Genomic DNA, 23326 nt, shown 5'->3' with positions numbered 1-23326 from the left:
GTTCTTCAGGAACTCAGGTGCCGGTCACTGATGCCTGTCGTGACGCATGTGTTCGTTGGCGACATGGCGATCATGCAGGGACTCGCCCGCCGAGCCATCGTCGGGGTCGATCGGCGGACGCGCGTCCAGGTCGCGATCGTTCTCGCCGCCCGGTGTGATCTTCAGGATGGAATGGCGCACTTCCCGTGCAAGGATCACGCGAGCATCGCGCACCATGTCTTCCAGGGCGTCGCTGAAGTCGAGCTTGCCGGCGTCGTCGGTCCACACGACCTTCGCCTCGCGAAGTTTCTGGATGAAGCCGCGGAACAGCGCCTTGTCGAAGAATTCCGGTGCCGAAAGTTCGTTGAGCATGCCCAGGCGTTGCGCCGTGAGCGTGCAGGCGGTTTCCAGCTCGCCGGCACTCATGGTGTGCGGTCCATTCTTCACCAGGGCCGCAATGGCGATGTAATACCGTTCGAAGGCCTGCAGCATGCTGCGTGCGATGACGCGCAACTGGTAGGCGCCGTCGTCCTGGCCGGGTCCACGCTCGAGCACGCGTCCTTCCGCGCTGGACTCGAGGATGCCGCGGCGAACGAAGAACTCGATGGTGTCCTGTACTTGCGCGGCGAAGCCTTCCTTGTCCCACGGGAGGAACAACTCGCCCTGGATGAAGGGATAGATGATCTGGCCGAGACGCAGTACCGAGGAACGCGACATGCGCCGGTTGTTGAGGAAGCAGGCGGCCACCCAAGCGGCGGCGGCGTTGAGATGCAGCACATTGTTGCGGAAGTAGGAGAGCAGTACCGCCTGCTCTCCCTCGGTGACGAGTACGTCGCCGAGGGGATGGCGTATGCGGCGGACCCAGCCCATCTGTTCGCCGTAGGCGATCACGCCCTGCGGGTTCATTGGCGTGATGGTCACCCGATCCGAATAAGGCAGTTCCTGGAACAGCGCCTTGGTCAGTTCGATCTGGGCCAGCAGGTCGTTCTCGGCCATCGCATGCTTGGGTGTCGCCAGGAGGGCGAGCGCAAGCAGGTTGATAGGGTTCACGTCGGCCGCGCGGTTGATGTTCACCTGGATGCGTTCGGCCAGGTCGTCGACGACGCCATTCAGCCATTCGGGCTTCGCATCCGGATCGGCCGTGGTCTCGCGCCAGTTCGGCGCGGTATCGTCGAGCAGCGGGGTGAGCAGGATGGGCTCGCCGAAGTTCAGTGTGACGTGACCGTAGCGTTGGCGAAGCACCTTCAACCCACGAATGAGGCCGAGTAGCGATTCCTTCTCCTTGGGCTTGCCTGACAGTTCGCCGACGTACGACTTGCCTTCCATCAGTTTCTCGTAGCCGATGTACACCGGCTGGAACATGACGGGGCGGCGCGGCGCGCGGAGGAAGGCGCGCAGGGTCATCACCAGCATGCCGGCACGCGGTGCGAGCAAGCGCCCGGTGCGCGAGCGCCCGCCTTCGATGAAGTACTCCAGGGGTACCCCGCGGTCCACCAGCTGGGCGAGGTATTCGTTGAACACCACGGAATACAGCGCGTTGCCCTTGAAGCTGCGACGCAGGAAGAACGCGCCGCCACGACGAAGGATCGAACCCACCACGGGCAGGTTGAGATTCACCCCCGCGGCGATATGCGGCGGTACCACGCCGGAATGATGCAGTTGGTAGGACAGCAGCAGGTAGTCGGTGTGGCTTCGGTGACAAGGCACGTACACCACTTCGTGGCCCGGCGCGGCCGCGCGGGCTTTGTCGAAGTGATGCATCGCGATGCCGTCGTAAAGCTTGTTCCAGAAGTTGGACAGTAAGAACGAGGTCGAACGCACCACAGGGTGCGAATAGTCGGCGGAGATCTCAAGGGCGAAGTCGCGCGCCCGGCGCTGGGCTTTCGCCAGGGAGATGTTTTCCTTGCTCGCTGTGGCGGCGATGGCGTCACGCACGGGCTCGGTATTGAGCACGGCATCGACCACGGTGCGACGGTGCGAGAGATCGGGACCGATCACCGCTGCACGGATGCGGCGAAAATGCGTGCGCAGCACCCGGGCGATCTTTCGCGTGAGGCGTTCCTGTGTGAGCTCTCCCGATTCACCGAGCACGGTGCGCAGTGACACCGGTGCGGAGAAATGCACCACGGTGTCGCGCCCATTGAGCAACAAGGCGAGCATACGGCGGAAGCGGCCGACAACCAGCCAGTTCTCGGCGAACAGCACACTGAACCAGCCCGATTCGCGGTTCGGCGCGCGGCCGACGTAGATCGATACCGGGACTACCTGGATGTCGCGCGTCGGATCGTCCTCGATCGCCCGGATCAACTGGCCGATCGGTTCCTTGGGCCCGCGCGAGTCGGTGCGGCCGAACAGCCAGCCGTGACGGCGACTCAGCGAGAAAACCGAGCGGCGGCGTCTGCCCGGAAGGTCGAGCAACTGCATGGGGCTGGGCAGCCCCGCCTCGCGGCAGGCGCGTTCCAGGATCAGGGCGTCGGAGGTGCCGTCCCGTTCGATCGCATAGCAAACGGCCGCCCCGCTGTTCAGCAGGGTAGCGGGCTCGGCGGGTTCACGCTTGATCCGCACCCAGGGCTCGAGAAGACGCCCCAGCAGTTTGAACCACCAGGGCGAACGGGCGACATGGACGTGCGGATCCGCACTCATCGGAATTTCGGACATCGTCGGATTGTACGACCTCAGTGGCCCTTGGCGTCCGCCACGGGTGCGCCGGGGTCGCGCGGCGGCGCCGCCGTGGCGGACGGTGCGGGCGCGCTTGCCGGCGGGGCGGGCTGAACCAGCCGGGCATGCTGGTCGCGGACACGCTGGAGCAGGTCGCTGTCATACCAGCGGCCGTCGAGCAGGACCAGGGTGGCGTCGGTCTGGATCGGCTTGTCCAGCACCGTATAGGTGATCTTGACGTGGGCCGAGCCGCCGCTGTTTTCGATCGTGTCGATGCTCACGGATGCGAAACTCTTGTCGATCGAAAGTCCGTACACGTCGAGAAGGCGCTTGAATCCCAGCCATGCGGTGGACCACGTGGCCATCGACTCCTCGAAGCTCATCGCGTGCAGGGCGTCCGGCGTGGAAAGTTTCGCCTTGCGGGCCGTGTCCACGAGGATGGAAATCGCCTGCTTCGCCTTCGTCTGGTCGCCCCAGGCCACGGTCTGGGTCCAGGGTGCGATCACGTTCACCACGTCGCGCAGTTGCCGCTTCTGCGATAGCGGAAGGTCCTTCGCCTGATCGATCGCGGTCAACGACATCGACTGGCCCATACCGGCGAGCAAGGGCATCTGGTCTTTGTAATCGCGGTCGAAGCGCACGAGGGTCGGGCGCAGGTCGGCGAAGAGCTTCTTCTCCGCATCCGCCTCGGTGAGGCGCTTCACGCCCGTTTCGAACTTCGCGCGGTCTTCCGGCGTGATCGGCTCCTGCGTGGCGTTGCGTTTCGGCCAGTCGGCGCGGAGCGCGGCAAACTCGGCCGGCGGCAGCGCATGCTGCCAGAACAGGTCGAACTTACCGTCGCGGAGCAGCGCCAGGGATTCCCGGGCGGCGGCCTCGGGGGACTCGCCGCCGGGTGTACCCGGAGCTTCCTTCTGCCTGTTGCAGGCAGTAAGCAGGGCGAGTAGCAGCAGAAGGATCGGGACGGTCGGGCGGTGGCGGCGGATGATCAAGGGTCGGCGGCGCTATCGACGGGGAGGTGGAGGATACACGGCGGCGCGGTAGCGCGTTATCTGTGGGTCGCGGATACGAAAACCCCGGGAGGCACGAGGCCCCCGCGGGGTGTCCGTAACGGCGTACCGGGTTAATTCCGCCCAGGAGCCGGCGCACCTGGAGCGTAAGGGGCCTCGGGCGGCAGGGTCCCGATGATGGTGTGTCGTGGCCGCATGAGTGAGATCGTGCTTCTCCTGTATCCATCGTCACCGATGAAGTACACGTTCGGATGGCTTCCGGTTCGACGCATCACGCTGAGATTGGGGTAGTTGAATTGTGGCCTCATGTCCCGCGCGTCGATCCGGACGGCGAACGTGTTCGAGCGTACGAGATCGGGTGCCCCCGCGGCGTTCCGGATTTCGGCGATCGGCGCCGTGGGTGGCACCGTGGTGACGCGGATGCCGTTGGTGTTTCCGGCGAGGCGGATGCTCGGGAAGTAGGCGGAGCCATCGGGCGAGTACACGCGCACACCATGGTCCCTCATCGGCTTCGCGCCGTAATACCAAAGCTCCGCCGGGACGTCCGCTCCCGATATCCGCTGGAAGCCGTTGGGCGCCGATGGAGGCGCCAGGTCCATCGGATACCCGGGGGGTGGCCATGCGGCGGGTTGCTGTGCGCGGTTCGCAACCCGGACGTCGGCGCGACGAACCACCTCGTTCCAGCGCGCGCGCTGAGCGGCTGTGATGGCGGCGGCGGGGCCTCCGGGAGTCAGTTCGGCCTGCATCTGGGAGTGGACCAGATCGCGCTCGAAGGCGTCGGGGAAGGCCAACTCGATTTCCTGGCTGTATTCCTCGTACAGGTTGCCCTGCTGCACATGGGCGCCCGGGGCGCCGCGTCCGGTGCCGCCACGGGGTCCGAGTTGGTGGAAGGCCCAGGAGCCGTCGCCGGTGCGGCGGATGGCGGGTCCGCGGAAGGCGGGGTTGCCGCCGGGTCGGCTCAGCCGCCAGGTGCCGATGTGCGGGTCGTAGCGGACGCCATAGAGGTGTCCGCGGTGCTCGATGTAGGAGCGGCCCTGGAGGGTGAAGATGCCCTGGGCGTTGGGCGGTGCGGATGTGTGCACGCCCTTGGCGAGGTAGCCGGCCTCGAAGACGACGGCGGGCTGGACGGCGGGGCGGGCTTCGACGAGGCGCCCGGCGAAGCGGACGCGGGCGCCGAGGATGGCGCGGGCCAGGGGGGCGGAGCCGAGGGCGTGGACGGGGGCGGCGGCGGCGAGGGAGGCGTTGTAGAAGTCGGCGAAGTCGACGACGGCGTGGGCGTGGTCGCCGGCCTTGACGTTGTCGTAGAAGCGCCAGGCGGCCTGGGCGGCGCGGGCGGGCGCGGTGAGCACGCCCTGGAGCACGTCGTGGAGGATGCGCTGGGAGAGGGACGAGCCGAGGCGGTCGACCAGCCAGGCCCAGTGGGCCTGCCCGGCGCTGCGGGTGAGGGTGAGCACGTTGCGCAGGCCGAGCTGGATGTCGGTCTGGTAGGCGGCGTGGAGGAAGTCGCCCTCGATGTCGCGTTCCTCGAAGCGGACGTCGGTGCGGGTGTAGTCGGAGGTGTCGCTGGTGCCCAGGACCCACTGGGCGAGGTGGTCGCCGGCGAAGGCGCGGGCGCTGCCGTTGGGGAGCACGCGGGCCTCGTCGGCGGGCAGGCGGTCGAGCAGGTACTCGCGGAAGGCGGGGTGGTAGAGGAGGCGGCGCCCGGCCTCGGCGCGGTCGTCGAACTCGCGGAAGGTGATGCCATCGGGGGCATCGGGGGTGTACATCACGATGCTGGGCACGCTGGCGGGGTTGCGCACGCCGAAGACGAGGAGGTCGCGCACGGGGGTGCCGCGATAGGTGACCTGGCGGACGACGACCTCGTGGCCTTCGACGCGGGCCCGGTGGGCGGGATCGGGGGCGTCGAGGGCGGCCTGGACCCAGCGGTAGCCGCGCTCGGCGTGGTCGGTGCGAAAGCTGCGGGGGGCGTCGTGGAGGTAGTAGGAGAGGCGGGCCTCGGCGGCGAGCAGGCCCATGTGGGCGCGCTGCAGGCTGGCGGCGTGTTCGCGCCGGATGGGCGCCTCGGGTCCGGTGCGGAAGGTGGTCTGGACCAGGGCGGGGTAGCGGGTGGCCAGGTCGAGGTCGCGGACGAGCTGGCGGATGGCGGCATCGTCCAGGGCGGGCAGGGGCGTGCCATCGCCGGCCTGGGCGCTGAGGCGGACCGGCTCGAAGGCGGCGAGGTTCTGGTAGGCGAGGTCGAGCAGGCGGATGTGGGCGGGGGCAGGGCCCTGGAAGAGGGCTTGGAGCGATTCCAGGCGGGCGGCGGGGTCGGTGCCGCGATCGATCTGGACCTGGATGTCGGCCGGGTCGTGGGTGATCCCCCGGGCGCGCAGCCGCTCGCCCAGGGCGGTGGTGGCGTAGTCGGTGAGCGAGGGCGGGGTGGCGAGCCCGGCCTGGGCCTCGCGGGTGGTGATCGCCGCGAGGGTGGAGCGATAGGCGTCCTCGGCCTCGCGCCAGTGCTGGGCCACGGCGGCGGGCACGCGGGCCAGGCGCTGGGTGTTGAAGGCCTCCATGAGGGAGCCGTGGCGGACGGCGAGCAGGGCGGTCACGTCGACGGCGCGGTCCAGGCGCAAGGCATCGAACACGGTATCGGTGAGGACGGCGTCGCGGGTCTGGCCGTCGCGGGCCAGGGCGAACTCGAAGCCGGCCTGCTCGAGCTTGTCGCGCTGGACGTCGATCAGGCGCTGGACGAGCGTATCGAAGGGCGGGCCGGCGAGGGGGCGGGAGGTGACGAAGGGGTCCGGGCCGAGGTGGGCCAGGTGCTGCCGGGCGATGCCGGGCAGGTCGGGCTGGTCGGCGAGGCCGCGCCGTGCGCGCCGCTCCAGGGCGGCGAGGGCATCGGCGAGGCGGGGGAAGGCCTCCCAGCCGAGCTGGGTGGAGAAGAGCAGGACGCGCTCGGGGGTGCGCAGGTCCTGGATGAGGAGGACGCCGGCGTAGGGGGTGGTGCCGAACATCGGCTCGCGCACGGAGAGGTGGGCGGGCAGGGGGCCGGAGGCCCGGAGGTCGCGGGCCAGGGCGAGGGCATCGCCATCGAGGGTGCCGTCGTGGTGGCCCAGGAGGGCCAGGTCGAGGGCGGCGGAGGCGAGGTGGGCGGCGAGCGTGTCGCGGCGGGAGGCGCCCGCGGAGCCCTCGGCGGGGGCCTGCCAGAAGGACTCGACGGCGGCGCGGTAGGGGCCGATGGCGGCGTTATCGAAGGTCTCGGGCAGGGCGGGCATGGCGGCGGTCTGGGTGGCCAGCCAGGCTTGCAGGCCGACGAGGCGATCGAAGGCGTCGGTGGCCGCGGCGTACGGACTCTGGGTGAGGGCAGGCGGGGCCTGCGGTGGCATCGTATCCATGCTGCGTCCTTTGCGTGGGAAATCCAGCGCAGCAGTGTAGGAACGATCCGCAGGAGGGTCCGTCGGCGCGGAACGCGCGAAGACTGGGTGCAATGCAAGCGAGGCCTGTCAGGCCGATCGTTCGCGCATAAGAAAAAACCCCGGAGACGCGACGCCTCACGGGGTTATCCAGCCCGAAGCCGGAAAGGGAAATGGCCTTGCCTGCTTTGCTTTGGGCACCGCAGGTTTCGGCGAGAGAGATGATAGTTGGCCGACATTGCTAAAGCAATATGTCAGGTCATCGCATCTAACTTATTGATTTATTTGATGCGAAGCGAGTCCATTTTCTTCTGGCGCCGCTCGTTGCGGGGCAGGTTGTAGTCGTTGTCGAAGAGAGCCGATTCCCAGGCGCCGTAGGTCGGATTCGGCAGCACGAACCAGCGCTCGCCGATCCAGGCGGTATAGGGAGCCATGGCCTTCGCGCGGCCGTCGGCGGTGTTGCCCGGCACGTTGGCGAAGTCTCCGATCTGGTCGCCGAACTGCATCAGCACCCGATAGTCCCTGGCCACGAGCTGGCGTCTGCAACCCTTTTCGCTACCGACCTGTTCGCAGCCCTCGACGAAGGTGCCCAGGCCGAGGAAGGATTGTTTGCCAGCCACGGGGAAACCCGCGGACCGCAGGTTGGCGAGCGTGGCGTCGTCGAGATCCTTCGCGCGATTGGAAATGTAGATCACCGCGATACCATGGTCCGCCGCGAACTTCGTGAACTCGAGGGCCCCCGGCAGTGGCCGGGCGATCGCCTCGTTGCACCAGGCGGCCCACTCGGCCTCGTTGAACTCGCCGCCCGAACGGATCAGGCGTGCCTGGTAAGGCGAGTTGTCGAGCACGGTTTCGTCGATGTCCAGCACCACGGCCGGTTTCCGCCCTTTCAGCGAAGGATGGACGGCGCGATCATCCTTCGGCAGCGCATCCCAGTTGGGGTCGTTCTTCGCCTTGAGAAGTTTCTCCCGCGCGTCGCGGAAGGTTTGCAGGTAGATGAAGTCGTGCTCGCTGGCGTTCTGCGACCACGCCACCGCGTTCAGGTTGTCATCGGCGGACGGCCCCGGGGCGGGAGCGTCGGCGGGCGCCACGGCAGTGGCGGTGGGAACCGGTGCCGCGGCCTGCGGTGCATGGGCGCAGCCGGCGAGGGCAAGGACAGCCGCGAGCGCGGCCGGGACGAACTTCATCATGGGAACCCCTGGCAAACAGGCATCGCGCCCGTGGGGCGGCGATTGTCGGGGCAGTTTACGACAGCATGACGACGGCGGCACGCCTCTGGCGCGACCACCCCGCGTCCTGACAGACTGCGCCCTCATCCACGACGAGACCGCTCATGGAAGCCGCCCCTTCGCGGACGCACGCCGTGCGCATCGCCAGCTACATTGCCGCCGGACTCGGCCTTTTCCTCGTCCTCTACCTGCGCCTGCTGCCTGCCTTGCTCGCGGGCCTGCTGGTCTACGAGGTCGTGGTGTCCACGGCGCCCCTCATGGGGCGGAAGCTCTCGGGCGACCGTGCGCGCGTATTGGCCGTCGCCCTCGTCGGCGTGATCGTCGTCGGCTTGCTCACCTTGCTCATCCTCGGTGGCATCAGTTTCTTCCGCAACGAGATCGGCAATCCGGAAGACCTCTGGCAGAACAAGCTCATGCCCGTGGTGGAGCGCGCTCGCCAGCAATTGCCGCAGGCCGTGGTCGAGCGCCTGCCGGACAGCGTGGATGCCCTTCGCATCACCGCGATGGACTGGATGCGTTCGCATGCCGTGACCCTGCAACTGGCCGGGAAGGAGGCCGCGCGTGTCCTCGTCCACATCATCATCGGCCTGGTGCTCGGCGCGATCATCGCACTGAGCCGCGCCCGGCCCACCCACCAGATAGGTCCTTTCGCGGCGGAACTCAGCCTGCGCAGCGCCCGGCTCGCCGACGCCTTCCACAACATCGTCTTTGCCCAGATCAAGATCTCGCTGTTCAACACGCTGTTCACGGCGATCTATCTGCTCTGCGTATTGCCGTTGTTCGGCGTGCACCTGCCGTTGACCAAGACACTGATCGTGATCACCTTCGTGGTCGGATTGCTACCGGTCATCGGCAACCTCTTGTCGAACACGGCGATCACCATCGTCGGTCTGTCGGTATCGCTGTATGTGGGATTGGGGGCGCTGGCCTTCCTCGTGGTCATCCACAAGTTCGAATACTTCCTCAACGCGCGCATCGTCGGCGGCCAGATCCGTGCGCGGGCGTGGGAGTTGCTGGTAGCCATGCTGCTGTTCGAAGCCGCCTTCGGGCTCCCCGGCGTGGTGGCCGCGCCGATCTTCTACGCGTACCTGAAGGCCGAACTGGAAGCGGAGCGCTTGATCTAGCGTTCATCCCCCGGCTGCTGGAATCGCGCCACCTTCGAGGAGTTGCAATATATGGCGGGTATCCCGCACGGTCCCCGCAGCATCCGGATCGCCACCTACCTGCTGACGGCCCTGGCGCTGTGGGGCATCCTGATGCTCCACCTGATCTCCGCCCTGCTCGCCGGATTGCTGGTGTATGAGGTGGTCGAGGCGCTTACGCCGCTGATCCGGCGCATCATTCCCGGCGAGCGCGCGCGGCTGATAGCGGTCGGGGTGGTCACCGTGGTCGTGGTTGGCGCGATCATCCTCATGGTCGTCGCGGCCTTGTCGTTCTACCGCAGCGACATCGGCGATCCCCAGGAGCTGTGGGACAGCAAGTTGCTGCCCCTGCTCAGCAAGGCGCACGAACAGTTACCGCCATGGCTTACCTCGCGGCTTCCCGATAGCTTCGTCGACTTCCGCGAGCAGGGCATGGCCTGGATGCATGAGCATTCGGGCGACCTGCGCCTGGCAGGCACCACGACCGCACGCGTGTTCGCGCACATCCTGATCGGACTCGTTCTCGGAGCGATCGTCGCGGTGACGCATGGGGCGGGCGGACGGCCTGCAAAGCCGTTGTCGTTCGAGTTGGCGACGCGCGCCATGCGGCTGGCCCATGCGTTTCACAACATCATCTTCGCCCAGCTCAAGATCTCCGCCATCAATACCACGCTGGCTGCGATCTTCCTTCTCATCGCACTTCCGTCCTTCGGCGTGCACGTGCCACTGGCGAAGACGATGGTGCTCGTCACCTTCGTGACGGGCCTGCTGCCGGTCGTGGGCAATCTCATTTCGAACACGATGGTGACCATCGCGGCGCTGTCCGTCTCGCTATGGGTGGGCGTGGCCGCGCTGGGCTTCCTGATCGTGGTGCACAAGCTGGAGTATTTCCTCAACGCGCGTATCGTCGGCGGCCAGATCCGGGCGCGTACGTGGGAGTTGCTCGTGGCGATGCTGGTGTTCGAGGCGGCTTTCGGCCTGGCGGGACTCGTGGCCGCGCCGATCTACTACGCTTACATGAAGAGCGAGCTCGAAGCCGAAAAGCTCATCTGAGCCGAGGCCGACGTCAGGCGCCGCCGGCCAGCATCGCCCTGATCCTCGCCATGTGCGTCTCGGCGGTTTCCTTCTTCACCTCGGCATCGGCATCGGGGTCCTTGCCATCCCAGTGCAGGTCGTCCTGCGGAAGTTCCTCGAGGAAGCGGCTGGGATCGTTGTTGAGGATCTCTCCATACTTGCGTGACCGCGCCGCGAACGACAAGGTCAGCATTTCCTTGGCCCGCGTGATGCCTACGTACATCAGGCGCCGTTCCTCATCGAGGCGGCCCTCGTCGATCGCGCCTTCATGCGGCAGCGTGCCGTCCTCGCAACCGACGATGAAGACGAAGCGGAATTCCAGCCCCTTGGCCGAATGCAGGGTCATCATGCGTAGCGCATTGCCCGGATCGTCACGATCGGCATGGCTGAGCAGCGCCAGCTGGGCGGCGATATCGCCGGTCCGGCCGCCGTCCTTGCCCATCGCGCGGAACCAGTCCACCAACTCGCGCAGGTTGCCGAGACGGCGTTCGCGGAGCGCTTCGTCGGGTGTGGACGCGGCGATCTGCGCGCCGTAGCCGGTTTTCTCGATGACGATGTTGACGAGTTCGGCGGCGCTCTCGTGCACGGCGTGGCTGCGCAGTTCGTCCATCAGCCGGGCAAATCCGGCCAGTGCCGACGCAGGACGCGGCGATATGTTCTTCAGCGCGGCGTCGCTCCGCGCCGCGTCGAGCAGTGAGGCGTTTCTCGCCTGGGCCATCTGGCCGAGCTTCTCCAGCGACGTGGCCCCGATCTCGCGCTTCGGTACGTTCACCACGCGGAGGAAGGCCGCGTCGTCGGTGGGATTGGTGAGCAGGCGAAGGTAACAAAGGATGTCCTTCACCTCCGCGCGGTCGAGGAACGAGAGCGCGCCGCTCAGGTGGTACGGCACGCGTGCCAGGCGCAAGGCCTTCTCGATGGCACGGGCCTGGAAATTGCCGCGATACAGGATGCAGAAATCATCCCAGCGGATGCCCTTTTCCTTGTACTTTTCATGCAGGTTCGCCGCAATGGCGGCGATGCGCTCGGCTTCGTGCTCGTTGTCCTTGCACTCGATGACGCGGATGGGTGGACCCTCGACGTGGTCGCTCCACAGCTTTTTCTCGTGCACGTGCGGGTTGTTCGCGATCAACTTATTCGCCGCGCGCAGGATGCGCTTCGCGCAGCGGTAGTTCTGTTCCAGCTTGATGACACGCAGTTGCGGGAAATCGCGGCCGAGCTGGTCGATGTTTTCCGGGTTGGCGCCGCGCCATGCGTAGATGCTCTGGTCGTCGTCGCCGACACAGGTGAATCGCGCCTTCGGGCCGGAGAGCGCCTTGAGCAGGCGGTATTGCGCGTCGTTGGTGTCCTGGTATTCGTCCACCAGCAGGTAGCGCAACCGTTCCTGCCAGATGGCGCGCGCATCGGCATCGCTTTCGAGGATGCGCAGGGGCAGGCGGATCAGGTCGTCGAAGTCCACCGCGTTGAAGGCGGCCAGGCGCTGCTGGTAGAGGTCGTAGATCGTCGCGGCCTCGATCTCGCGCGGGCTTCGCGCCGAAGCCATGGCTTCCTCGGGCGTGAGCCCGGCATTCTTTGCGCGGCCAACGAGGTTGCGGATGCCCTGGATGACCTCCGGCTTCACCCCCTTGGGCGACAGTTCCTTGATCATGTTGGAACTGTCGTCGGCGTCGAGCACGGAGAAGCCGCGCCGCAATCGCGCGCGCTCGTGCTCGATCTGCAGGAACTTCAAGCCCAGCGCGTGGAAGGTGCAGACGGTAAGTGCTTTCGCGGCATCGTCGGAAATGAGCCTGCCGACGCGCTCGCGCATCTCCTTCGCCGCCTTGTTGGTGAAGGTGATGGCGGCGATCTTTTCCGCGGCCAGGTGCCGGCGCGAGATGAGATGGGAGATTTTTTCCGTGATGACGCGGGTCTTGCCGGAGCCGGCGCCGGCCAGCACGAGGAGGGGACCGTCGCAGTATTCGACGGCCGCGTGTTGTTGCGGGTTGAGCATCGGGATCGGCCGTAGGACAGGCGGACGAGGCCACGGATGTTAGCAGGTGGGGAGGCGGGCCGTATGCCGGCCGGCGGCCTTGGCGGTACCATGCCCGGTCACGCACCGGACCGACCGCATGGCCAAGCTCTACTTCTATTACTCGGCGATGAACGCCGGCAAGACCACGACCCTGCTGCAAAGCGCGCACAACTACCACGAGCGCGGCATGCGCACGCTCATTCTCACGCCGGCGCTGGATCATCGCTATGGCGAAGGCATCGTGGCCTCGCGTATCGGCTTGCAGGCCCGGGCGATGCGTTTCGGCGGCGAGGACGATATCTTCGGCCTCGTGGAGCGGGATATCGAGCGCCGCGGCCCCCTGCACTGCGTGTTGGTGGATGAAGCCCAGTTCATGAGCAAGGCTCAGGTCTGGCAGCTTTCCGACGTGGTCGACCACCTGGGCATTCCGGTGCTCGCCTACGGGCTGCGCACGGACTTTCGTGGCGAGCTTTTCGAAGGCAGCAAGTATCTTCTGGCCTGGGCCGACAACCTGGAGGAGATCAAGACGATCTGCCATTCGGGCAAGAAGGCCACCATGGTGGTGCGGGTGGACGAGCACGGCCGTGCGGTGACCCAGGGTCCGCAGGTTGAGATCGGTGGCAACGATCGCTATGTCTCCGTGAGCCGCGCCGAATTCAAGAGCATTACCGGCGGTGACGGCCGTATCGAGTTGCAGCAATCGGTGCTGCCGCTCGGAGAAAACGATCCCGACGAAGGAAGCCACGCGTGACCGAGACGACGCCCCAAGCCGCCGAATGGCCGCGCCCCTATTGGAAGCCGAGTGACGAGCAGGCGGTCTTGCTGTTCTTCGTGTTCGGTGCCTTCGCCGAGGACCTGGCCATTCCCGCCGCCCGCTACGGCAGCCCGGGGTTGCCGGAAGGCGTGGAGTTGCAGCGCTTCCAGAATTCGGTCCTCGCGCGCTGGGAAGGCTATCCCCTGTCCGGTGCGCTCGGCGAACTCTTGCGCGAAGACAATCCGGAAGCCTTCCAGGCGGCCAAGGCCGCTCCGCATGTCGTGGCCATCCGTGGCCGCTTCGCCGATCGCGAGCGCCTGGACTACCTGCGCGACACGCTCGGCGTGGTTGCCGCGCTGACCGACATCGGTGGCAAGGCGGTCGTCGATCCCCAGATCCTCACGTTGTTCGACGCCGCAGGCTGGCGGGAGCACTACCTGGTACAGGGCGGCGCGCCCCCTCGCCACCACGTGTTGATCCTGTGCAGCCCCGAAGAATCCAAGGGGCGTTCCTGGATTCGCACACGCGGCATGCGCAAGTTCGGTCGTCCGGACATCAGTCTCGCCAACGTACCCGATCGCGAGATCGATCGTGCCGGCGCGTTGGCCGAGCGTTTCGTGGAGTTAGGGGCCTTGGGTGCGCATTTCGATCCCGCGCAGACGATCGATGTCGACGGCGTGCCGGGGGGATTGGCGGTGACCTTGTCCGGCAATGAAGAAGACCCCGCTTTCAACAACTCCCATGCGGACATGCGCTGGCCGGACTGATCCGGTTCACGGCAGTTCGTCCGGCGCCGACCGCGTGAGCCAGTTCACGAAGCGCGCGGTATCGCCGTGCTGGTGGAAATCCACGGCGACGAAGTTCGGTTTGCGTCGTGCGGAGGGGCGGCAATGATCGAGATACCGGCTCTGGAGCCGGTCGAAATCGTTGTCGCTGCGGGCATGGCTTTCGAACGGCGCTCCATGGAACTGGTTCATCGTGAACAATGGCCGCCAGCCGGGTTTGCCCGGGATCTCCCTGCGCGATAGGGGCGTGTCCCAGCGACTGTGACAGCTGTTGTCGTGGGTCAGGGGCGTCGCGCCGAGGCTCCAGTAGTTTTCCACCGTGAAGTCCTCGCTCGGCATGATGTGGATCGCACCCGCGCGGGTCATCAGGGTCCCACTGTTGTCGCGTTTGAGGCTGAAGATGAGCACGCGCTGCCCGCTCTCGACGATGTCCTCGGGCGTGGGCCATTCCGGTGTCGGCCATGCATGGGGATCGAAGGTCTTTCCCATCAGGCCCGGAGACTTCCCGAGTTCGATGACCAGATCCTTCGCATCGGTGAAATCGTCCAGGTGCAGGCTGACGATCGCGTCGGGGTCGCTTTCCAGGAACGGCAAGAGCACCTCGTTGACTAGGTCGGCGAGGGGTTGCGCCTGGCCTGCGCATACGTTGTGGCAGAGCCGTACGCGTCCCTGGCTGGAATGCAGGTCGAGCATCAGTCCGCGCACGCCTCCGGCCAGTTGCTGGCCCACCGTCTCGGTCTGGTTGGGGAACAGGCCATTGCTGGTGAAGGCGTTGTGGCTGGTCACCCAGCTGTAGTGGTCGAACGGCCGGTTCGTGTCCACTGGCGTGTCGGCGAGGGCCGTGCCGGCCAGTAAGCCGAGGGCGAGGAGCGCGCCGCGTCGGATCGTCGGTTTCGGGCGGGGGCTGTTCATGCGGAGCTTCCATGGCAGGGGGCGTGTGATGGAAGTCTAGGAAGTCACGCCCTTGCGGCGCCGTAGGCCCAAGCCGTCATTTCACGTCGTCCCTGCTACTTCTGGCAGCTCGGGCAATAAAACGAAGCGCGTTGGCCGAGGGTCACGACACGGATGGCCGTTCCACATACCTTGCACGGTTCGTCCGCCCGCCCGTACGCGAAGAGTTCCTGGAAAAAATAACCGGGCGCACCGTCTGGCGCGAGGAAATCGCGCAGTGTCGTACCGCCTCGGTCGATGGCATGGGCGAGGATGCGCTTCACCTCCACCGCCAGCTTTCGATAACGCTCGCGCGATATCTTCCCTGCGGCGCGGCGCGGGTCGATGCCGGCGGCGAACAAGGCTTCACTCGCGTAGATGTTACCGACGCCGACGACGACGGCATTGTCCATCAGGAAGGTCTTCACCGCGGCGGAGCGGCCTCGGGACACCCGCCACAGCAGGTCGCCATCGAACGCGTCGGTGAGCGGTTCAGGCCCGATACCCTCGAGCAACTCGTGCGTTTCGCCCGGCATCTGCCAAAGCAACGCGCCGAAGCGGCGGGGATCGGTAAAGCGCAGTACCTGCCCGGAGTCGAACGCGATGTCGACGTGGTCATGCTTGCCGATCGGCGTATTGGCGGGGAGTACGCGCAGCATGCCCGACATGCCCAGGTGCAACAGCGCGGTACCCGCTTCGGTTCGCAAGAGCAGGTATTTCGCCCGCCGCTCCACGCTGTCGATCAACTGTCCCGGCAGCAGTGTCGAAACTTCCGGAGGGATGGGCCAGCGAAGATCCGGGCGGCGAAGTACCACACCCGTGACACGGCGGCCCTCGATATGGGGGGCGATACCGCGACGCGTGGTTTCTACTTCGGGCAGTTCGGGCATGCGTGAAAGATGGGGTGTGCCGCCGCGCCTGGCAAGCGCCGTCGGGAGGCAGGAACGCGCCGGCCGCGTACCTACCGGGCGGTCGAGGTGGTCGTCGGAAGCGAAGCCGTCCGCGGCGCACGCGGCAGCGCCTGGGCAGGCACGAACGCAACCCGTCCGGCCACGCGCGCATAGCGCTGCTTGCCCAATGCCGTCATCTCCCCGAACTCGATGCGCGTACCGTCCAGGACCAGGGTGGCCAGGGGCGGCGCCAGGCCGATCTTCGCCGCTTCGAAGCCGCTCGCCGGTGTCCATGCCGACACCGGGGTCGCCGCCAGCGCGGCCAGCTCCTGTGCCCGTCCTTCGTCGACCGGACCCGCCGGACTGGTCCAGTGTCCGTCACGCCGGTCGAACCGTTGCGCCGGCAGTCCCTTCAGCTCGACCTCGATGCTTTGCACGGCGTCCGGGTCGAGCGCGGTAAGCGTGTACTCGCGCGTCTGGGCGTCGTCGGCATGCCACTGCCACGCCACGGCGGCGACGAGGAGTGCGAGAAGGGCGAGGCCTGCCAGTCTGGCGTTCACCTCAGCGTTTCCGTCGTCGCCATGCGATGCCCAGACCGAGGCCCAGGAGCACGAGTGGCAGCACGACCAGGAAACCCAGCGTGACCGCATTGAGGCCTTCCTGGGAGAGCGCGATCACGCGATCCGGCGCCCCGCGGGCGGGCAGGTCCACGAGCACGTCGTCGCCCAGCAGCCAGTCGACGATGCGCTCGCCCAGGGCGCGGTTGCCGCCATTGCCGACATAGGTATTGGAGAGGAAGTCGCCATCGCCGACGATCACGGCCCGTTGTTCGCTCTTGGCCGGGCTGGGCGAGAGGCGATTCAGGGCGAAGCCAAAATCGAGCGGTCCCTTCAGTTCGCCCGCCTCGGGATGGAAGGCGACGGTGGAAGGCTTGTCGTTGTCGATGCCGCCGAATGCCGTCCAGCTTCGCTCACCCGAACGCAGGAAGGGTACGACGGCCCAATCGTGATCGGATACCTGCGCGAGCGCGGACACCTGGGGGAACAGCGTGGTGTCGCGGAACGCCCGGGTGATGGCGTGGAAGGGATAATCGCCGACCACGACGATGCGGGGATCGTTGACGTTGAGCGTGCCTCCCTGACCATCAACCAGCACTCCGGGCAGTACGCGCACACCCAGCACGTCGGCGATGGCGCCGGTGCCGAGATCGTCGTTGCCGGGCTCCACCATCCACAGCAGGTTGCCGCCGCCGCGGACGTAATCGACGAGCGCGCCGACGGTGGCTGCCGGAAGAGGGGCGGTGGGGCTGGCAAGCACCACCAGGTCGGTATGCTCGGGCACGCCCTGCGTCTGGCTGAAGTTGAGCGGCACGGCGCGGATGCCGCGCCGTTCGACCTGGCTCATGAAGACGCCGAGGTCGGCGTTGGCGTGTCCGTCCGCCTGACGTTCGCCGTCACCCGTCACGAAGGCGACGATCCGCTGGCCGCCGCGGGCGAGGCGCTCCAGGGCGTTCGACAGGTTGCGTTCGTTGATCGGGCTTTCGACGCGCTCCTCGCGGTCCTGATAACGAACCAGCAGCGCGCCGTCGCCGGCGATACCCAACTGGCGTGAGGCGGCGGGATCGACGTCGGGGTCGACGAAGGACAGCGTGAGATCCTTCTTCTCGCGTGTGTAGCGTTCCAGCACGGCGGCGATCTGTTCGCGCAACGGGCCCGTAGGCGAGATGTAGCCGACGACCTCGACCGGGCCGCGCAGCGTGTCCAGTACCGCGACGCTCTCGGGGGCGAGGCTGGCGCGCGCGCCTCGCGTCCAGTCGAAGGTCCATACGTGACGCGAGCTGAGGAAGCCGATGCAGCCGGTGGCCACGAAGAGGCCAAGCAACACGAGCCAACGGTCCAGGCGGCGCATCACTGGCGCTCCCTGTCGGAAGCCAGGCGACGGATGGCGAGGCTCAGGGACAGGGCGATCGCCAGCGCGAACCAGACCAGGTCACTGGATGTGACCAGGCCGCGCAGGAGGTTCTGCAGATGCGTCGCCATGGTCAGCCATTCAAGGAAGCCGCCGCTCACGCCGGCGGCCTGCGCGCCGCGGTCGATCGTCCAGAGCGCCAGCGTCACGATGAGAGCCATCGCCGCGGCGATGGCGGGGAAGGTGGTCGCCGTCGAGCAGGCGATGCCGATCGCGGCAAGCGTGGCCAGCAAGAGGGCGGTGCCAAGGGTGGCCGAGGCGAGCTTGCCCCAGTCCGCCGTGGAGCCGAAGCCGACGACCAGTGGCATCGCCAGGGTGACCAGCAGCCACAGGGCCAGCCACACGAGCACGGCCAGGTACTTGCCGAGCACGATGCGCCACGGCGGCAAGCCCGTGGAGGCGAGGAGGGCCAGCATGCCGGCACGGCGCTCGCCGGCGATCAGGGTCATGGTCATCAACGGGACAACGAGGAAGGCGAGTTTGGCCAGCTCGGCGAGCAGCGGGATCGCTACGAGGTCGGTGAAGCCCGGGGCGTCCGCCACGGCGGCGAGCTTCACCTGGGCGCCGAGGAACTGGCCCAGGCCGAGCACGAAGGTCCAGGCCAGCCATGCGATGGTCAAGGCTGCCAGCGCCCAGGCCAACGGGCGGACGGCGAGACGCCTCAGTTCGAGACGGGCGACGGCGGCGACGGTCATGCGGAGGTTCCCGTGGCGATGCCGAAAAAGGCGGCTTCCAGCGAGGTGCCGCCTTGTTCTCCCCGCAATGGTGCGTCCTGGCGCAGGCGTCCTTCATGAAGGATGGCCACCCGGTCACAGACGGCGACGACCTCCGCGAGGACATGCGTCGAAAGGATGACGGCCGAACCGGCCGCGGCGCGCTCGCGGATCAACTTGCGCAGTTCCCCGGCCTGGATGGGGTCCAGGGCGTTGGCCGGCTCGTCGAGGATGATGAGGGCGGGGTCGTGCACCAGGGCGCACGCCAGACCAAGGCGCTGGCGCTGGCCCTGGGACAGAACGCCGGCAAGGCGCTGGCGCAGGTCGCCCAGTTGCAGCCGGGCGATGATCGACTGCGCCGCTCGCCGAGCCGCTTGCCGCGCGGCCCCGCGCAACCGGGCAAACGCGACGAGGTGCTCCTCCACGGAGAGCTCGGGCCACAAGGGCGCGCTCTCCGGAAGCCAGCCGACGAGCTGGCGGGCAAGGGCGGGATGGGCGATGAAATCCTGGCCGTCGAGTTCGATCCGCCCATGGTCGGGCCGAAGCGCACCGGAAAGCATCGAAAGCGTCGTGGACTTTCCTGCGCCATTCACGCCGAGCAGGCCCAGTACTTCACCGCGGTTCAGGGAAAACGACACGTCCGTCACCGCTTCCCGGCCGGAACGGCGTCGCGAAACCCCATCGACATTCAGCAAATGACTCGTGCTCATGCGACTACGTCGGCGATCGTCGCGCTATGTGTCGCATCTTGCGCCCAACGTACGGGGCGGCCCGGGTCTGTCTGAACGGTTGGACGGGAAGTCATCGGGCGATTGTGCGCAATGGGCTCGCGATCCCACAACAACTCCTTTCACAATTTGCCGCTTTCCGTGCTGGTGGGTATGGATGTTGCTGGTTAGACTGGAGTTGTACGTACGTCTCCTTTCACTTCCCGCGCGGTACCGACTCGATGCTCGACACCCTGCTCGATTTCCTGGCCAATGGACTCACCCGCGCAAGCTGGGGCGAGATGCTGGTCTATCTGCTCGTGGTCACCCAGCTCACCATCTTCACCGTGACGCTGTATTACCACCGCAGCGCGACCCACCGTGGCGTGGACTTCCATTGGATCCTCAACGGCTTCTTCCGTTTCTGGGGTTGGCTGACCACCGGCATGGTGGTGAAGGAGTGGGTGGCCATCCACCGCAAGCACCACGCCAAGGTGGAAACCGAGGAAGACCCGCATAGCCCGCAGATCGCTGGCATCAAGAAGGTTTTCCTGGACGGCGTGGCGCTCTATCGCGAGGCCAGCTACAACAAGGCCGACATGGAGAAGTACGGCCGCGGTACGCCGGACGACTGGTTCGAGCGCACGCTGTTCGGCCGTCACCCCTACTGGGGTCCCACCCTCATGGCGGTGATCGACATCTCGCTGTTCGGCGTGATCGGCATGGCCATCTGGGCGGTGCAGATGATCTGGATTCCCTTCTGGGCCGCCGGTTTCGTCAACGGTATCGGCCACTGGTGGGGTTATCGCAATTTCGAAAGCTCCGACAAGGCGACGAACATCTCGCCGTGGGGCTTCTGGATCGGTGGCGAAGAATTGCACAACAACCACCATGCCTTCCCCAGCTCGGCGAAGTTCGCCCTGCGCAAGTGGGAGTTCGACATCGGCTGGGCGGCGATCTGCAGCCTGCGTTTCCTGGGCCTGGCCAAGGTGCTGCGCGTCGCGCCCACCCTGAACATCCGCCCGAACGTGCACCTGCCGGACGCCGAGACGCTGAAGGGTGTGTTGACCCTGCGTTTCCAGGCCACCACCGACTATTACCGTAACGTGATCCTGCCCACGATGCGCGAGGAAATGGCCCAGGCCGGGGACAGCATCAAGTCCGTGCCGCGTCGCCTGCGCCGCGCGCTGGCCGACGGTGGCCGCTGGCTCGACAACGACGCCCGCGAGCGCCTGCAGGCCGCCCTGGCCAACCGTCCGGCACTGCGTACCGTGTGCGAGTTCCGCGCCCGGCTCGTGGCCCTGATGGAAGAGCGCGGTGCCGACAAGTCGCTCAAGGCCTTGCAGCAGTGGATCGTGGAAGCCGAGCAGAGCGGCATCCGCTCGCTGCAGCAGTTCGCGCAACGGCTCAAGGGGTATTCGGCGGTGGGCGCGTAAGCCCTCCCGCATAGTCTGAGTCACTGAAAACCCCGCCTCACGGCGGGGTTTTTTTTGATCCTCACAATTTCGAGGATCGTCCGATGTTGCGGCTCGGCTTCGCCCTCGCGTTCGTTGTGTGCGTGGCGCCCGGCAGCTCTCTCGACACGGGGGTGGGTTGGTGAGGAAGAGCAAAGCCTGCAACGTGTCGCATGCCGCTCTCTGCGGCGCTTGCCGCACCCGGGTGGGAGCGGACCGTGTCCGCGAACCCTCGACCTCGCCGCTGACGAAGGAGGTCGTTGCGGTGATCGGGCGAGGCTTGTCCCGCACACCCCAATCGCGAGGGCGAAGCCGAGCCACAAAAAACCCGCCGTGAGGCGGGTTCTTCGAAATCAAGAAACGTCGCGCGTTGAACGCGGTGCGTTACTTGATCTTGCCTTCCTTGTATTCCACGTGCTTCCGGACGACGGGGTCGTACTTCATGAAGACCATCTTTTCCGGCGTATTCTTCTTGTTCTTGGTGGTCGTGTAGAAATGACCGGTGCCCGCGGTGGAAATCAGGCGGTGCTTATCGCGCTTGCTTGCCATGGTTCGATCTCCTTAGATCTTTTCGCCGCGGGAACGGAGGTCGGCCAGCACGGCCTCGATGCCGTTCTTGTCGATGGTGCGCAGCGCGTGGTTGGAAACGCGGAGCTTCACCCAGCGGTTCTCGCTGGCGACCCAGAAGCGGCGCTCGTGCAGGTTCGGCAACCAGCGGCGACGGGTCTTGTTGTTAGCGTGCGAGACGTTGTTGCCGGTCTGCACACCCTTGTTGGTGACTTGGCATCTACGGGCCATGGTGGCCTCCTCTAGATTCGTTGGACCATCCTTTGGCCAGGACGGCGACGGCCCAGCCGCGACCCGTGAAACGGGTCGCCACGCGATGGCTGGCGGGTGGAGCGCTTCCGCCGATGGGGCCCGCATCGCATGACGGGCCTGCCCGACGTATCGGGTCGGCATAGGGAAGCCGGGCATTCTCTCAGAATCCCACGTGCGGGTGCAAGCCGGACTGTGCGGCGCGCCGGGTTGTGTGAAACAATCGCCGCTTTCGTGCCTCGGCACGTAGCCAGCCCACACGACCCCTTTCGAGGACCACGCAATGGCAGAAATCACCGCCAACGGCCAGGCCGGCCAGCCGCAGCTCGTGCTGCAGAAGATCTATGTGAAGGACGCCTCCTTCGAAGCCCCGAACGCCCCCCAGGTGTTCCAGGAAATGGGCGAGACCGAGGCCCAGCCCCAGGTCCAGCTCAACCTGGGCCACAAGGCCGTCGACCTCGGCAACGATCTCTTCGAAGTCGTGCTCAGCCTCACCCTCACCTGCAACCTGGGCGAGCGCACGGCTTACCTGGCCGAAGTGCACCAGGCCGGCATCTTCGGTATCGGCGGCTTCACCAATGACGACCGCGACGGCATCCTGGGCTCGTACTGCCCGAACCTGCTGTTCCCCTATGCGCGCCAGATGGTGTCTTCCATGATCCAGGAAGGTGGCTTCCCGCCGTTCCTGCTCCAGCCGATCAATTTCGATGCCCTCTACGCCGAACAGCAGCGCCAGCAGCTCGAAGGCGCCGGGGCCCATCCGCTCAACAGCTGAGCGATGAGCCCCACTTCCCGACCCACCGTCGCCGTTCTCGGCGCCGGGTCATGGGGAACCGCGCTGGCCGCGCTCCTGGCCCGTAACGACGTCCCCACGAGATTGTGGGGACGCGATGCGGAAGCCTTGGCGGCCATGGCGTCGGCAAGGCGAAACCTGCGTTACCTGCCCGATCTCGACCTGCCGCCGGAGCTCGTATACGAGGCCGATCTGGCCACGGTGCTGCGCGGTGCCGACATCGTCCTGCTCGTCGTGCCCAGCCATGCGTTCGCCGCGTTGCTCGACCAGATCGTGCCCCTGCTCGATCCTGGCGCGAAGGTTTCGTGGGCCACCAAGGGGTTCGAAACCGGCACGGGTCGTTTCCTGCACGAACTGGTCGACGAGAAACTGCCGGGGCGGCCCGCGGCGGTGGTCACCGGTCCCTCGTTCGCCCGCGAGGTGACCGCCGGCCTGCCCAGCGCCGTGACGGTGCATGCCACGGACGAAGCCTTCGGCAAGGAACTGGCCGTGCTCCTGCACGCACCCAACTTCCGCGCCTATACCGGCAACGACATCCTCGGTGCCGAACTCGGTGGCGCGATGAAGAACGTCCTCGCTGTCGCCACCGGTGTCGCCGATGGCATGGAGCTCGGGCTCAATGCGCGGGCTGGCCTCATCACCCGTGGCATGAACGAGATGCTGCGCCTCGGCGTGGCGCTGGGGGCTCGCGCGGAAACGCTGATGGGCCTCGCTGGTCTTGGCGACCTGGTGCTCACGTGCACCGGCGATCTGTCGCGTAACCGGCGCCTGGGCCTCGCTCTGGGCAAGGGCATCCCGCTCGACGAGGCCGTACGCCAGATCGGGCAGGTGGTCGAAAGCGTCGTCACCGCCGACGAAGTGGCGCGGCTGGCGGGGTTTCACGGACTGGACCTGCCGATTTCGGCCGCCGTGCGCGCCGTACTGCATGGCGAGGTCACGCCAGCCGAAGGCCTGCGCACGCTCATGGGACGCGAGCAGAAAGCGGAGTATCCGGTCGACCTGTTCCCGCACCGCCGCGGCTGACAGC

20 protein-coding genes are annotated in these 23326 nt (G+C 66.6%); 7 read left to right on the top strand and 13 right to left on the bottom strand.

The window, feature by feature from the left end; genetic code table 11:
* Positions 1-24: 24 nt before the first annotated feature.
* The 4 genes from plsB to J2T07_RS05775 all read right to left on the bottom strand — a co-directional run bounded on the left by plsB (position 25) and on the right by J2T07_RS05775 (position 8226).
* On the bottom strand, positions 25-2637 hold the full coding sequence (plsB, locus tag J2T07_RS05790) for a glycerol-3-phosphate 1-O-acyltransferase PlsB (protein ID WP_306848128.1): 2613 nt from the start codon (positions 2635-2637) through the stop codon (positions 25-27).
* Between the two features lie 17 nt (positions 2638-2654).
* Positions 2655-3626 (bottom strand): hypothetical protein, encoded by a 972-nt coding sequence (locus J2T07_RS05785; protein WP_306848126.1) that lies wholly within the window; start codon positions 3624-3626, stop codon positions 2655-2657.
* A gap of 131 nt (positions 3627-3757) precedes the next feature.
* A complete protein-coding gene (locus J2T07_RS05780; RefSeq protein ID WP_306848123.1) occupies positions 3758-7018 on the bottom strand; it encodes a DUF6543 domain-containing protein in 3261 nt (1086 codons plus the stop codon).
* Positions 7019-7317: 299 nt separating this feature from the next.
* Positions 7318-8226 (bottom strand): 5'-nucleotidase, lipoprotein e(P4) family, encoded by a 909-nt coding sequence (locus J2T07_RS05775; RefSeq protein ID WP_306848121.1) that lies wholly within the window; start codon positions 8224-8226, stop codon positions 7318-7320.
* A gap of 143 nt (positions 8227-8369) precedes the next feature.
* Between J2T07_RS05775 and J2T07_RS05770 the strand changes: the two genes are divergently transcribed.
* Both J2T07_RS05770 and J2T07_RS05765 read left to right on the top strand, forming a co-directional pair.
* Entirely contained in the window at positions 8370-9389 is a 1020-nt protein-coding gene (locus J2T07_RS05770; RefSeq protein ID WP_306848119.1) for an AI-2E family transporter, read from the top strand.
* Positions 9390-9440: 51 nt separating this feature from the next.
* Positions 9441-10460: an AI-2E family transporter gene (locus tag J2T07_RS05765; RefSeq protein ID WP_306848117.1), complete on the top strand. Its 1020-nt coding sequence runs from the start codon at positions 9441-9443 to the stop codon at positions 10458-10460.
* A gap of 13 nt (positions 10461-10473) precedes the next feature.
* Here J2T07_RS05765 and J2T07_RS05760 read toward each other — a convergent pair whose 3' ends face one another.
* Positions 10474-12468, bottom strand: coding sequence for a UvrD-helicase domain-containing protein (locus J2T07_RS05760; protein ID WP_306848115.1), 1995 nt, complete (start codon positions 12466-12468; stop codon positions 10474-10476).
* Between the two features lie 118 nt (positions 12469-12586).
* Here J2T07_RS05760 and J2T07_RS05755 point away from each other — a divergent pair, with 118 nt between their 5' ends.
* Positions 12587-13240 (top strand): thymidine kinase, encoded by a 654-nt coding sequence (locus J2T07_RS05755; RefSeq protein WP_306848113.1) that lies wholly within the window; start codon positions 12587-12589, stop codon positions 13238-13240.
* Positions 13237-14010: a hypothetical protein gene (locus J2T07_RS05750; protein WP_306848111.1), complete on the top strand. Its 774-nt coding sequence runs from the start codon at positions 13237-13239 to the stop codon at positions 14008-14010. The genes J2T07_RS05755 and J2T07_RS05750 overlap by 4 nt, the downstream gene beginning before the upstream one ends.
* 6 nt (positions 14011-14016) lie before the next feature.
* Here the strand turns inward: J2T07_RS05750 and J2T07_RS05745 are convergent, their stop codons facing one another.
* The 6 genes from J2T07_RS05745 to J2T07_RS05720 all read right to left on the bottom strand — a co-directional run bounded on the left by J2T07_RS05745 (position 14017) and on the right by J2T07_RS05720 (position 19239).
* Positions 14017-14940 carry a hypothetical protein gene (locus J2T07_RS05745; RefSeq protein WP_306848108.1) on the bottom strand — a complete coding sequence of 308 codons (924 nt, stop codon included), beginning with the start codon at positions 14938-14940 and terminating at the stop codon, positions 14017-14019.
* 95 nt (positions 14941-15035) lie between these two features.
* Positions 15036-15848 (bottom strand): bifunctional DNA-formamidopyrimidine glycosylase/DNA-(apurinic or apyrimidinic site) lyase, encoded by an 813-nt coding sequence (gene mutM / locus J2T07_RS05740; protein ID WP_306848105.1) that lies wholly within the window; start codon positions 15846-15848, stop codon positions 15036-15038.
* A gap of 71 nt (positions 15849-15919) precedes the next feature.
* Entirely contained in the window at positions 15920-16408 is a 489-nt protein-coding gene (locus tag J2T07_RS05735) for a hypothetical protein (RefSeq protein WP_306848103.1), read from the bottom strand.
* 1 nt (position 16409) lies between these two features.
* Positions 16410-17756, bottom strand: coding sequence for a GldG family protein (locus J2T07_RS05730; RefSeq protein ID WP_306848101.1), 1347 nt, complete (start codon positions 17754-17756; stop codon positions 16410-16412).
* Entirely contained in the window at positions 17756-18511 is a 756-nt protein-coding gene (locus tag J2T07_RS05725; RefSeq protein WP_306848099.1) for an ABC transporter permease, read from the bottom strand. Before J2T07_RS05725 ends, J2T07_RS05730 begins: the two co-directional genes overlap by 1 nt.
* Positions 18508-19239, bottom strand: a complete 732-nt coding sequence (locus tag J2T07_RS05720) for an ABC transporter ATP-binding protein (protein ID WP_306848098.1) — start codon at positions 19237-19239, stop codon at positions 18508-18510. The genes J2T07_RS05725 and J2T07_RS05720 overlap by 4 nt, the downstream gene beginning before the upstream one ends.
* Before the next feature lie 239 nt (positions 19240-19478).
* On the opposite strand from J2T07_RS05720, the gene J2T07_RS05715 reads away from it, so the two are divergent.
* A complete protein-coding gene (locus J2T07_RS05715) occupies positions 19479-20672 on the top strand; it encodes a DesA family fatty acid desaturase (protein WP_306848097.1) in 1194 nt (397 codons plus the stop codon).
* A gap of 402 nt (positions 20673-21074) precedes the next feature.
* Here the strand turns inward: J2T07_RS05715 and rpmG are convergent, their stop codons facing one another.
* Both rpmG and rpmB read right to left on the bottom strand, forming a co-directional pair.
* The gene (gene rpmG, locus J2T07_RS05710) at positions 21075-21239 is read right to left on the bottom strand and encodes a 50S ribosomal protein L33 (protein WP_036109728.1); all 165 of its coding nucleotides are present in this window, start codon (positions 21237-21239) and stop codon (positions 21075-21077) included.
* A 12-nt stretch (positions 21240-21251) separates the two neighbouring features.
* Positions 21252-21488, bottom strand: coding sequence for a 50S ribosomal protein L28 (gene rpmB / locus J2T07_RS05705; RefSeq protein WP_089981369.1), 237 nt, complete (start codon positions 21486-21488; stop codon positions 21252-21254).
* 301 nt (positions 21489-21789) lie between these two features.
* Here rpmB and secB point away from each other — a divergent pair, with 301 nt between their 5' ends.
* Positions 21790-22281, top strand: a complete 492-nt coding sequence (secB, locus tag J2T07_RS05700; protein ID WP_306848085.1) for a protein-export chaperone SecB — start codon at positions 21790-21792, stop codon at positions 22279-22281.
* Between the two features lie 3 nt (positions 22282-22284).
* A complete protein-coding gene (locus J2T07_RS05695; RefSeq protein WP_306848083.1) occupies positions 22285-23322 on the top strand; it encodes an NAD(P)H-dependent glycerol-3-phosphate dehydrogenase in 1038 nt (345 codons plus the stop codon).
* Positions 23323-23326 lie beyond the last annotated feature (4 nt).

Source organism: Luteibacter jiangsuensis (assembly GCF_030812295.1).
GTDB classification, from domain to species: domain Bacteria; phylum Pseudomonadota; class Gammaproteobacteria; order Xanthomonadales; family Rhodanobacteraceae; genus Luteibacter; species Luteibacter jiangsuensis_A.
Note: the sequence above shows the minus strand (reverse complement) of the source record. Positions and strands in the feature narration are given on the sequence as shown.